This is a genomic window from Paucilactobacillus suebicus DSM 5007 = KCTC 3549 (assembly GCF_001434475.1).
GTDB classification, from domain to species: Bacteria; Bacillota; Bacilli; order Lactobacillales; family Lactobacillaceae; genus Paucilactobacillus; species Paucilactobacillus suebicus.
Window position 1 is genome coordinate 62,138 of the sequence record NZ_AZGF01000001.1, and the last position, 12,371, is coordinate 74,508.

13 protein-coding genes and 1 other RNA gene are annotated in these 12,371 nt (G+C 37.6%); 3 read left to right on the forward strand and 11 right to left on the reverse strand.

Features of this window, described 5'->3' with window-relative positions; all coding sequences use genetic code 11:
* The first annotated feature begins 21 nt into the window (after nt 1–21).
* The 3 genes from FD16_RS00295 (at nt 22) to ssrS (ending at nt 2,028) form a co-directional block, all read left to right on the forward strand.
* A complete protein-coding gene (locus FD16_RS00295; RefSeq protein WP_010622814.1) occupies nt 22–489 on the forward strand; it encodes a YueI family protein in 468 nt (155 codons plus the stop codon).
* Between the two features lie 19 nt (nt 490–508).
* Nucleotides 509–1,795 carry a replication-associated recombination protein A gene (locus tag FD16_RS00300; RefSeq protein WP_010622815.1) on the forward strand — a complete coding sequence of 429 codons (1,287 nt, stop codon included), beginning with the start codon at nt 509–511 and terminating at the stop codon, nt 1,793–1,795.
* 45 nt (nt 1,796–1,840) lie between these two features.
* A non-coding RNA gene (ssrS, locus tag FD16_RS12510) (6S RNA) lies at nt 1,841–2,028 on the forward strand.
* Nucleotides 2,029–2,138: 110 nt separating this feature from the next.
* Here ssrS and FD16_RS00305 read toward each other — a convergent pair.
* The 11 genes from FD16_RS00305 to FD16_RS00355 all read right to left on the reverse strand — a co-directional run bounded on the left by FD16_RS00305 (nt 2,139) and on the right by FD16_RS00355 (nt 12,324).
* The gene (locus FD16_RS00305) at nt 2,139–2,630 is read right to left on the reverse strand and encodes a universal stress protein (protein ID WP_010622816.1); all 492 of its coding nucleotides are present in this window, start codon (nt 2,628–2,630) and stop codon (nt 2,139–2,141) included.
* A gap of 97 nt (nt 2,631–2,727) precedes the next feature.
* Nucleotides 2,728–3,018, reverse strand: a complete 291-nt coding sequence (locus FD16_RS00310) for a hypothetical protein (RefSeq protein ID WP_010622817.1) — start codon at nt 3,016–3,018, stop codon at nt 2,728–2,730.
* A gap of 82 nt (nt 3,019–3,100) precedes the next feature.
* Nucleotides 3,101–3,946 carry a helix-turn-helix domain-containing protein gene (locus tag FD16_RS00315; RefSeq protein WP_010622818.1) on the reverse strand — a complete coding sequence of 282 codons (846 nt, stop codon included), beginning with the start codon at nt 3,944–3,946 and terminating at the stop codon, nt 3,101–3,103.
* Nucleotides 3,947–3,965: 19 nt separating this feature from the next.
* The gene (locus tag FD16_RS00320) at nt 3,966–5,390 is read right to left on the reverse strand and encodes a glycerophosphodiester phosphodiesterase family protein (RefSeq protein WP_010622819.1); all 1,425 of its coding nucleotides are present in this window, start codon (nt 5,388–5,390) and stop codon (nt 3,966–3,968) included.
* A gap of 70 nt (nt 5,391–5,460) precedes the next feature.
* Nucleotides 5,461–6,597, reverse strand: a complete 1,137-nt coding sequence (locus tag FD16_RS00325) for a D-alanine--D-alanine ligase family protein (protein ID WP_010622820.1) — start codon at nt 6,595–6,597, stop codon at nt 5,461–5,463.
* 100 nt (nt 6,598–6,697) lie between these two features.
* A complete protein-coding gene (locus tag FD16_RS00330; protein ID WP_010622821.1) occupies nt 6,698–7,669 on the reverse strand; it encodes a DUF2785 domain-containing protein in 972 nt (323 codons plus the stop codon).
* Between the two features lie 86 nt (nt 7,670–7,755).
* A complete protein-coding gene (locus FD16_RS00335) occupies nt 7,756–8,520 on the reverse strand; it encodes a hypothetical protein (RefSeq protein ID WP_010622822.1) in 765 nt (254 codons plus the stop codon).
* Nucleotides 8,504–9,385 (reverse strand): ATP-binding cassette domain-containing protein, encoded by an 882-nt coding sequence (locus tag FD16_RS00340; protein WP_010622823.1) that lies wholly within the window; start codon nt 9,383–9,385, stop codon nt 8,504–8,506. Before FD16_RS00340 ends, FD16_RS00335 begins: the two co-directional genes overlap by 17 nt.
* Nucleotides 9,366–9,749: a GntR family transcriptional regulator gene (locus FD16_RS00345; protein ID WP_010622824.1), complete on the reverse strand. Its 384-nt coding sequence runs from the start codon at nt 9,747–9,749 to the stop codon at nt 9,366–9,368. The genes FD16_RS00340 and FD16_RS00345 overlap by 20 nt, the downstream gene beginning before the upstream one ends.
* A 1-nt stretch (nt 9,750) precedes the next feature.
* Nucleotides 9,751–11,559 carry an FtsX-like permease family protein gene (locus FD16_RS00350; protein ID WP_010622825.1) on the reverse strand — a complete coding sequence of 603 codons (1,809 nt, stop codon included), beginning with the start codon at nt 11,557–11,559 and terminating at the stop codon, nt 9,751–9,753.
* Nucleotides 11,560–11,568: 9 nt separating this feature from the next.
* Nucleotides 11,569–12,324 carry an ABC transporter ATP-binding protein gene (locus FD16_RS00355; protein WP_010622826.1) on the reverse strand — a complete coding sequence of 252 codons (756 nt, stop codon included), beginning with the start codon at nt 12,322–12,324 and terminating at the stop codon, nt 11,569–11,571.
* Nucleotides 12,325–12,371: the final 47 nt, after the last annotated feature.

Genomic DNA, 12,371 nt, shown 5'->3' on the forward strand with positions numbered 1-12,371 from the left:
AAAAAGAAAGGAACATCACAAATGTCATCAAATTCAGAAATACCAGAAGATAAGCATTTACAAGCGGCAATGTATGGCACGCTAAAAGTTAACCCAGATGAGCAGCGAAAATACCTGGGTACATTTCGCGAACGTGTAAGCTTAACAATTTCAATTGGTGAACTGGAACAAAATCAGTGGACTGAGGCATTTAAAAAAGAATTAGCTGATGAACATTCCGAAATCATCTTTTTCAATGGTAATATCGAACAGGAACATTTAAAAGAATATATTATTCTAGCTACAAAAGCGGGCGTTAATTTCACTCTAAAAACCAATCCTGAATACAAAACCGGCAGTGAAAATTTTGCAATTGTGATTGCTTCCAAAAAAGCAATTTACGTTGAACCGATCGATGTTGCCAAGAAATATGATCCAGACACACTGAATCAATCAAGTGAACCAAGCCCCAAAAAGTCATTTTTTGCTAGACTGTTTAATCACGATTAAAAATTAAGGAGAAACTATTTTGCAACAACCATTAGCATACCGGATGCGTCCAACAAAGCTCGATGAAATCGTGGGACAACAGCATCTAGTTGGTCCTGGTAAAATAATTGCTAGAATGGTGACGGCCAAAATGCTATCATCTATGATTCTGTATGGACCACCTGGCACTGGTAAAACCAGTATCGCCAGTGCAATTGCCGGATCAACAAAATATGCATTTAGAATGTTAAATGCTGCCACTGATTCAAAAAAAGATTTACAAATTGTTGCTGAAGAGGCCAAAATGAGTGGTACGGTCATCTTGCTACTTGACGAAATTCATCGATTGGATAAAACAAAACAAGACTTTCTATTACCACATTTGGAAAGCGGAAGAATTATCCTAATTGGCGCAACAACAGAAAATCCATATATTTCCATCAATCCTGCCATTCGGAGTAGAACACAGATTTTTCAAGTATATCCACTTTCTGAAGATGAAATGGAAAAAGCTGTTGATCGGGCCATTGAGGACAAAGAACGCGGCCTTGGAAAAATGAAAATTGACCTTAAACCTGAAGCAAAGCTTCAATTAGTCCGTGCAACAAACGGCGACCTAAGGAGTGCTTTGAACGGCTTAGAACTAGCTGCCAAATCAACTCCTGAAAATGATGATGGTGTCATTGAACTAACACTCCCAATTATTGAAGAAAGTGTTCAGCACAAAGCGCTATCCGCTGATAAAAACGGCGATGCCCACTACGATGTGATCTCAGCATTTCAAAAGTCAATTCGCGGCAGCGATACCGATGCAGCCCTACATTATCTTGCCAGATTAATAGAAGCGGGCGATTTACCGATTATTGCAAGGCGACTAATGATTATTGCGTACGAAGATATTGGTTTAGCAAACATGCCTGCTGCTAACAGAGCCGTGACGGCGGTGTTAGCAGCAGAGAAGGTTGGTTTCCCAGAGGCACGGATTCCTTTAGCAGACGCAGTCATAGAACTCTGTCTTTCTCCAAAATCAAACTCTGGTGTTACTGCCATTGATGCAGCAATCGATCAGATAAGAAGTGGTAATTTTGGTGACGTCCCTGATCACCTTAAGGATTCACACTATGCGGGTGCAGCTAAGTTAGGTCATGGTACCGACTATCTATACCCACATAATTACCCGAATGACTGGGTTAAGCAACAATATTTGCCTGATAAAATCAAACATGCTCAGTATTATCACGCAAAGGAAAATGGCCGATTTGAGACTGCTTTGTCACAACAGTACGATCAATTAACTAAAGCCCAGAAAATCAAAAAGAAAAATTAGTTAAATTGATTGCGCTATCATATACAACATGCTAACATATATATAGAAACTCTAAGGTGTACGCGTTGTTCATACTACAGTTTTGCCTTACAGTCTTACGACATCGGGGCTAGCACTAGTTGAGTGGATAACATGCCTTATCACTTGGTAGTTAGAAGTTTAACAGTCGTGCCCCACCTGTTTTTAACACAGGTCAACACTGACGAACGATTAACGGCACTACTGGAGTTTCGTTTATTTAAAATTAGATGAAGAGACGTAGGGAAAATTTGCTATGTCTCTTTTTTTTGCTATAAAAAAGGATCGGAAACTTAATTCCGATCCTTTTTAATGACTTTAATTTTTACTTATTACGACGACTCTTACTACTCTTAACGTAGTGATTCTCAAGATCAGTACGTACAACAAGAACATCACAAACAGCTGTCCTAGTTACGTATTCAGTGATTGATCCGATTAATAACCGTTCAACGGCATTCAAACCGGTAGCACCAATCATAATCAAATCGGCGTTCATTTCTTTAGGTACATCATGGGCAATAATCGTCTTTGGTGCACCATACTCAATGGTATAACTGACATTTGTCAGACCCTGTGCCTTGGCATCATCAACATACTTATCTAATGTCTTCTTGGCAGTTTCTGTAACTTGTTCAACCATTGATGTATCAAAACTAGAGATATTCTGAAAGGCGCGGGTATCCACAACGTGGAGTAACCGTAATTCTGTTTCTGAACCATTACGCTGAGCCACTGCAATAGCTTTTTTAAATGCTAGCTCGGCCTCCTCAGAACCATCGACTGGAACAAGGATGTGTTGGTATTGTTGTAACATGAATATTACCCCCCTACTTTGTTTGTACCTTTATTTTACGTTATTTATGAACAAAACACAAAGTAAATCCCTAATAAAGTCAGTATTGTTTTCGCTTTCACCGTTTATGATTTAAAAACCAAACAAAAGTGAACGATAGGAAGGTTCCTGAAAAGCAGCCAATCATAAGCATCACAACAATAAAACCGGTTGAATTTACCACAGCAGCCGCAATCGTTAAGCAACCAACAAGCAACATTTCAGTTCCCCATATTAAAACAGCTGTTTTAAAACCCTTACTGTTGCGCGGATCAAAAACTAAAAATGGCTTGTTTCTGTGTGTGACTAGAAAATAACCAATGTATAATGCGATCACCGCAAATAAGGTGGTTAACGCTTGTATCATCATCTGATTGTGTGTCTCCTCTTTGAATTTTACTTTTTATAGATATGCATTATAGCAAAAACTGGCTATTAACAAAAGCCTGCCCTCATGGTAAATCCATGATTTGTTGATCAATTTTTTGCTGCAAATCATGATGTTGACTGACAATACTAATGCTTTTAGCGATCTGTAGTGCTTTTTTTGCTTCAGTGACTACGCCCAATGATATATCAATTAATGATATTTGAAAATAGATTTCATCAACCGCAAAAATAGTCTCGATCTCTCTGCATTTTACCAATGCAAGATCAATCTGATGCCTGCTTTCTTTAAACATTTCCAATGAAAAACATAGTTTTGCTAAATTTATTCGCAAGAATATTAATTGTTTAGGGTTAGAACCGGTCACTTCATTTTTTAAAGCATCAATTGATTGCCTCGCTAACCTAATCGCTTGATCTTTATCATCGTGACGCATGTAGGAAGTACCAGCAGCTGTTAGTGCCAGAACTTGATATATATCATTGTCGGACGTGCCAAACTGATTAATAGCTAAATTGAAATTGAAAAGTGCTTCATCAGTACTTCCATCTTCAAGAAGCGTTAACATTCCCAATGAATAATAGTATCGCTGTTTGTCACGACTGGTACGTAACTGTTTAATTCGAATACTGTTTAACTGATCAGCTGCCATTTTGGCATCTTGATTAACAATAGCATCATCTACTTTTGCAAAAACATCCGTTAAATTACTATTATCATCTTCAATCACATCACCGATTGTAATACCAAGTCGCTCACAAATCTTAGTTAAAATCGTCATTCCAGGTAATTGATTCTTATTTTCTATCAAACTAATGGTCGCTTGCGTACAAATGCCACTCGCTAATTCACTTTGTGACAATCCACTAGCTTTTCGAAATGATTTTACTTTGTCTCCATGTAATTTCACTAGCAATTCCTCACTTACGTTAGATCAGTTGCAACAAGAAATTTTGAGCATCATATTTTAGACCATCATGTACGTTATCAACTTTATGTTGAATTAGCTGAGCATTATTGGTAATAATTCCATCAACATTCAACGCAACCATTCTTCTGGCAGCGTTAGGGGAATCAACAGTCCAGGCATAAATCTTAATATTATGCTCGTGAAGATACTGAACGTATGCTGGATTGATTGCATGATAATTCAATGAATAAAAATTAATTTGATTAGTCTGTAACCGACTTAGTACAAATGGTCGAATTAAGCCAAGATTACCTGTTCTGGATTCTTTCCTAAGTTGCTCAATAATTGAGTCATCAACAGAATGAATTGATAACTGATCAGAATCAATGTCTCGATGGTATCTCTTGGCAAATTCACGTGCAGACTGCCGTGAACTAATACCAACCTGTGGCTTAATTTCAACAATCAATTTAGTATGTGTCTGCTTAGCAACTCTTAGATAATCATCAAATGACGTTAGCGTGGTCTGATGACCATTTTCGCTTACTTTGATTTTCGTTAGACTACTTAATTTCTGATTCTTTGCCAATAGTGATCGATGTGCCAAATGATCTAAATTAGGATCGTGCAAACAAACAAACTTATGATCAGATGTTTCTTGAATATCCATTTCTACACGGTGAAAATGTTTACTGGTCTTCTTCAAACTACTAGCAGTATTTTGAACACCATTACCATTATCTACACCTCGATGGGCGATAATTTTAAGATCATAATTATTGGGATACTTTGGCTGAAAATGTCCCCAGCCAAAAATTGCTAATACACAAATCACTGCACCAATCGCAGGAACCTCCCAGTGACGATAAACTATATCAAATTGAAAATATCTGGCTAGCAATAAACTAACCGTACTTGCTAGGAGTAAGGTGCCACCGATCATCAATAGATAAGCTTGACCAATGGCAATCAAAATACCACCCACAACAACATCAATTAACCAAGAAATCACTGATTTTCGTAATGGTACCTGCTCGTAAGTTTTAGCTCCATCTATCCAACCGAAAATAACTGGCTGAACCGCCCACCATCCCAGGACAAACACCACATACATAATCAATAATATCAAAACAAGTAATAGCCGGTGAATGTAAATAAACTGAAGCACCACCGATGGAATTGGTAATGTTAAGATTAAATAGCTAGTAATACCTAGTCCACCTAGTGGCAAAATGATAATCCAGCTAAGCAGTAATAGTACCGTTAATTTAACTAACGATGAGCTCGTTACGAGCCTTAACTGAAAAGCAATCCAACCAGTCACAATTAAAAAACTAACAACTACAGCAATTGTTTTAACTACTAGATTCATATCAGTTGATAACAGCCAGTTATCCAAAATAATGAATAACCATAACAGTACCGTCAGTTCCCGTCGCTTCATAATTAATTTCACCCACCATATTATAAAGGGCACATGCTGTATTAAGCATGTGCCCATCCACCATTATGATTTAATTATACTTCTTTTCCCCAACATGTTCAGTGCCTAGTTCTTGGAAATCGTACTTAATTTGCTTGTTGCGTTTATACTCTGCAAAGCCATACTCAATAATCTTGTCAATTAAGTCAGAATAATTAATACCTGAAACATCCCACATTTGAGGATATAAACTAATATTAGTAAATCCTGGTAAAGTATTTGGCTCACTTAAGTATGGCACTCCATTGTGATCAACCAAGAAGTCAATTCTTGATAATCCCTTCATGCCAAGTGCTCGGTATGCATCAAGAGCCATTTTAGTGATTTCCTTGGTGAGTTCTTCTGGCAAGACCACTGGTAGTTCAAATACCACACCACTGGCATCCACGAATTTATTTTGATAATCGTAAAATTCATCACTATCAGGAACCCTAACAGCACCTAGCTTCGAAGCCATGGGCTTTTCATTACCTAAAATTGAAATTTCGATTTCCTGGGGATGTTCAACCGCTTTTTCCACCAAAATCTTAAAATCATATTTAAAGGCATCAGCCAATCCTTCTTCATACGACTTTTGATCTTCAGCACGATGAATGCCGACCGATGACCCTTGGTTAGCTGGTTTCAAGAATACACTTGCGCCTAATTCAGATTCAATCCGGTTCCAAGAATATTCCTCACGATTTTCTGGAGTAACTACCACGTACTGGGTATTGCGAATTCCAGCTTGATTAAGGATCTGCTTGGTAAAGTCCTTATCGAATGAAGCCGCTGACGCCAAAACCCCGGAACCGATGTAAGGTTTATTCAATAATTTAAATAAACCTTGAATAGTGCCATCTTCACCCAAATTACCATGGATAACCGGATAAAAAATATCGACGTCTCTAATTTCCTCTAATGCTAAAATCGGTGCCAGCGGATTACTCATATCAATCTTTGGATACTCATCGCTGACCACCTGATCTTCTGATTCACCGTTAAAAATTCGCTTAGAAGCCTGATGGCCAAGTAAAATGCCGTCCTTAGTAAACATAAACAAACTCACATCATACTTGTCCTTGTCCATTGCATCATAGATATTGTGCGCAGAGCGCTTCGAAACATCGTGTTCAGAGGAATTACCTCCAAACAGCAACGCAACGTGAATTTTCTTATTGTTTTGCATTATCTTTTCACCTATTCTCCGATTTTCTAGAACCTTAAGTTTACCATGGAAAATAGTCACTTGAGAACCATAAATAATAAATTTTACAATTTTCTAATCGTTAACTCATAAAGTTTTGACCACTGGCAATGTATTTAACGATTTCATCATCAAAGTTGCCGTTGATTAAGATGGCTTGCATTAGTCGAACATTGTTAAAAATTGTATTCCATTGTCCCTCACTTTGTGGTTGGTAGTTACTCATCATATCAGATCGCCAGGCCTTTAACTGAAGTAAGAAATAACTGCTGTAAAGGTGATTAGTTTGAGTCAGCCTTGATAGGTATGCACTAATTCGCTGAGGTTCGCCAAAAATTAGTGGCGTCTCAAGTCGTTTGTATCGTTCAATTAAAACCGTCATGAGAAAAATTTTGTCCGAACGAGCTAAATCATCTCGTTGCGACAATTCGTCCAAAACATTCCCAATATGGGTGTACGCGTGAGCCCATCCATTACGTTTTATAAATCCCCGTGTATCTGTTTCTAAAATAATATATATTGCAATTTGATCAACCAGCCGACTAAGCATGTCTTTATTTAAAAAGAAGTAGCCGGCACGATCACCATATAGCAAAGAAGATATCAATAAAACAGCGAAAGAACGCTGGAATATGCCGTTATTTTTTCGTTCATTAATATGGTCAAACATAACTTCGTCAGATAACAAATAATTAAAGGTCTGTGTCATCTGCTTTTTAGTCAGAACTTGATCTTCAAGCAGGTCATTAAATAAAAAATACACTCCTTGATCTCGTACTGCTGTATTGGTCGATCCAATATGGCCTAACAATGCCAGTAATTCTTCATTTGTAATTGCTTTTAATTCATGATCATTTAATTGACTGCGTAAGTCAGCAATCATGTCCAAAAAATCGCTCTCGTCATCATTTAAATAAACCTTAGTAGATCGATCCTTTTTGACTGATTCGATAATTTTCCCGACTTCATCCCCAAGGGATTGGAATATTTCACCCTGATTAACTTGAGAACGTAATTCTGTCAGTTGTTGTCGTATTTGTTGAATTTGCGTCATTGTGATTCCTTCCCTCGTTTAATCATTTATAGGTCAATATTATCACAATGAACCAACAATTAGGATTGATTCTATCCATAATTAATTTAATCACGTCGTAATTTCATTTTACTGCTGAAAACGTAAGACAATAACGTCATTAATGCACCCCAGATCAATATAAATATTGTAATATTGACTGGATTAATACCAATTGAATCAGAATAACCGATCATTAATTTAATAAATGGTGTCACATTACTTTGAAAATGAACAATTACCCGAACTATCTGAACTAGTAAAAAGAAAAATACAATTGGAACACCAATAACCACCGCTAACTTGCCACGTTTACTGAGAAGTGCCAGACCGTTTCCAATTGCTAAAAATGTTACCGCAAGAGAAAACAACGCTATCAAGTCAAAAACTGGTGCAACAACGTAATCCAAACCACTATTTCTATTGAATAGGCCCACATACAATGTCCCGCAAATCAAATGAGCCCTGCTATCAAAAATACCAGACAATAGATCAAGAACTAGAACAACTAGACTAAGCATAACTGTATTCTTAATTCGAGCAATCCAGCTGGTGCGCCTCGATATACCATTTTGAATCGCTAATTTAAAATTATCGTAATTAAAAATTAGTCCATCTGCCATCAGATAAAATACGCCGACAGAACTGCATGTACCGATAAATGACATCCAGTCCCACCCCAAAAAGTTAAATGATAGCGATCCACTAAACAATAAGCTGAAAATTGATGGCAAAAGATAGACAATCCCGATAAACCAAACATAGGTTAGTCCCAAGTGCATGAGCGAACTCTTAAAATTATAAAATGCTAATTTATTACTTTTGCTGTGCATCTGTATTCATCCCCCCGTTGGTTAGATTTACAAATAGTTGTTGCAAATCAAGATGGTCAATTGTCACTGAATCTGGAATTACTCTTGTCTCGTCCAAATCGCCATACACAGAAACCGACATTAAATTACCAAGTTTCTGTTGGCCAATGATATTTAATCCTGCGCTGTACTCCTGTACTGATTTTTGTGGACCAGTAATCGAATAGGAGTGGGCAACTAAGTCTTCCACGTCATCATCGTGGACAATCCTACCCTGATCTAGAATAAAAACATGTTCAACAATATTTGCCACCTCTTCAATTAGATGAGTTGAAATCAAAAATGTTCGCGGCTTTGCTTCATATGATGCAAGTAATTCTTGATAAAAAAGTTCGCGATGGTTAGCATCCAAGCCCAAAACAGGTTCATCTAGTAAAACGTAGTCTACAGGAACACAAAGTGCAGTAATCAGTTTAACAATCGAGTGATAGCCTGTTGAAAGCCGGCCAAATTTTGTGTCCAATTTTAACTGAAACTTAGCTGTTAAATCGTGTGCTAATTGCCAGTCAAAATCTCCGTAACTCATTTCGGCAAGTTCAAAAATCTTCTGAACTTTCAATCTTTCAGCATACATATTAACTTCGCTCATTAAATACATCTTAGTAAGTGCATCGTCATTTTCGATGACACTGTCGTCGCCCATTTTGATTGATCCGCTGCTGGGAAAAATACGATTAGTAATAATATTCAGCAAGGTACTTTTGCCGGCACCGTTGCGCCCTAGCAATCCATAAATTTTGCCAGGCTCAATTGTCATATTAACGTTGCTCAGCACATTTTCCTTACCAAAATGCATTGAAACATCATTAACGTGTAATGTCTTCATCTTGATACCCCCGTGAGATTAACTGCTCTAACTTATCCTGCGTCAGGCCTAATTTTTGTGCTTCTGAAACTAAATTCATCACGTAATCTGCGTAAAAGCTTTCTCGTCTCTGATTCATAATTCTGGTAGTTGCTCCTTGTTTTACAAACATCCCAATCCCGCGCCTTTTTTCAATTAAATCCTTGGCCACCAGTAAATTCATTCCCTTGAGGACCGTTGCAGGATTAATGTGAAATTGTTTAGAAATTTCAGTCGTTGACGGGACCTGTTCATCTTCCGCAAATCCGCCTGTAAAAATTGCTTCTTCTAGTTGTTCGGCAACTTGTAGGTAGATTGGCTCAGTGCTGTCAAAATTGAAGTGCATCCTAATCACCCCGTTTCGGATCTGAAAAAATAAGCTGCCGATAAATAACAATCGTGATCAAGTAATATAGTGCATAACACACAAGAAAAATAATTGTTATCGGAATAAACCCGTCATAAGGCGAAAACATTATTTCTGTAAACATTTGTAAGCCAATTGAAACGTACGTAACACCCAAAATCGCAGGAACTAAAAATAACACACCAATTTCCGACAGCAAAGCAACACTCATTTGTCGACGATTAGCACCTATTTTATGAAGAATTTGGTAGCGATGCAGATCAGCCTGTGCACCAGACAAAACTTTAAACATTAAGCAACTTGCTAACATAGTTAAAAATGCAATTCCTAAGAAGACACCCATGAACTCAAGGCCACCAAATAGTGCATTAGATGCCAGATAAGTGTCATAAGTATTGCTTGTCTTCGTGCCATTTCTCTGATCAACGGATTCGTACCGAGCAAGCTTTTTCAAAATTGGCAAACTTTGCCTAAAGCTTTTGACCCTAATCAATCGCAGATCACTGTGCTTACCAGCCTGTTGGTTAAACTTTTGATTGGTTAAAATAATGATTTCTTTGTTTTGAACCGTATCACTCTGCATGTCTTTAAACGCCATCTGCTCAGAGCCACTTTGTATCAGAGACATGGTGTCAACATTACGATATTTAGGCGTTCTAATCTTGTTTTGGTTACTCATTGCTTTGACCATTTGAAATGGTTGTTTTTTTAATTCAGCTTGATCGTAATAGACGTATTTCCCTTGCGTGATTTGATGATAGGTGACATCACGTGTCAAATCTAATTGGTTGATTAATTTTACCGCTTTTCGATTTGGATTAGTAAAATTCATTGTGTAAGCACTAGCACGAGAACTCATAATCGGAATCTGTCGGTAATAGCCAGTACCAACCGTTATTGCACCCAATGAGAGTGAAAATAAAATCGTTACCATCGTTAACATTTTGGTGTAGTTGCCAATTCTAAACTCCAACTGTCCCAGAGTAAAGACGCGTAAATGATGTCTTGCAAATGCGGAATGACGAATAAAACTTACCACGGTTGTTAATAACGAATTAATTACTAGGTAACTACCGAGGGTAATTGTAACAAGGGCAATTGGAATCGCCTTGATTTTGATATCATTGATATTAACCATGGAATAAAAACCGATAATTAGTAGGATAATTCCACTACCCGCCGCAATTAGAAGACTCGACGACTTAACGGCGCCACTTTCAACTTGTTGGTTTGCATGAATAACTTCATTTAAAGGCAGTCGGCGTAACTTAACAATAGCGACCAGCGAACAAAAAATTGCTAAACAAAAAAAGATGATTAAAGTGACAATCACTGGTTTAGGAGAACTAAAGCTGAGTCCTTTTAAGTGAACATCAAGGCGGCTCATGAGCGCATTACTAGCCCATTTAGTAACAAAAAAGCCAATGACAACACCAATAATGCTGGCCCCCATTTGAATCATCAAAGTTTCAATCAGAATTAATCGATCAATCGTGGCACGCTTAGCACCAAACGTCATTAACATACCGTAATCCTGCGTACGCATTCCCAGCCAAAAACTCTGAGCATACCAGACATACACAATGGTGATCAGGGTTAGCAGAACTAAACCAAAATAAAAAACTACCCCCACACTAGCCATACTGATATTTTGTTTAAGAAACTTTTGATCCGTGGCAAATGATGTAAACAAAAAAAAGATTGCTGAGCTAATAATTAATCCTGAAAATAAAATCAGATAATCGCCGAGACGGCGCTTAATTCCATTTAATCCCAATTTAAATAACATTATGCTCTCCTATCTGTAAGTCCCTAAATCATTCAGAATCATGCTATAAAATTCTGACCTAGATTGATTATCTTTTTCGATTGTTCGACCAATTTTGCCATCTTTAATCATCATGATTCGCTGGCAATATGAAGCGGAAAATGGATCATGCGTAACAAGCAAAATTGAAACCTGATTTTTGCGATTAATTTCTTCAAGTAGATCCATCATTGACCGTGCATTGTCGGAATCGAGCGCACCAGTTGGTTCATCCGCTAAAATTAGTTGAGGCTCATTCACCAGAGCTCTGGCAGCAGCGACTCGCTGCTTTTGACCGCCTGATAACTGTGATGGATATTGATTTAATAGTGTTTCAATTGATAGTTGCTGACTAATTTTTTTAATCATTTCGTTAGCTTGTGCTTTTTTAACACCTTGCAAATCAAGTGGCATCTCAATATTCTCGCGAGTCGTTAGCGTTTCAAGCAAACTAAAATCTTGGAAAATAAATCCCAGCTTTTGCCCACGAAATTCACTTAGTTCATTCTCAGATAATTGGCTTAAGTCCTGGCCATTGATAACGACTTTACCACTAGTTGGCTTGTCCAAAGTTGCCAATAAATTTAGCATAGTTGTTTTTCCAGAACCAGATGCGCCCATAATACCAACAAACTCACCTGTATTAACTTTAAAATCAACACCTTTCAGTGCTTCGTAGGCGGCAGTTTTCTTGCCACCATACACTTTATGAACTCCAGATACTTCAACAATTGTGTGATCATTCATTTTTTATTCCTCCACGTCAATCGGTTAATTACTTATGTAACTAACTA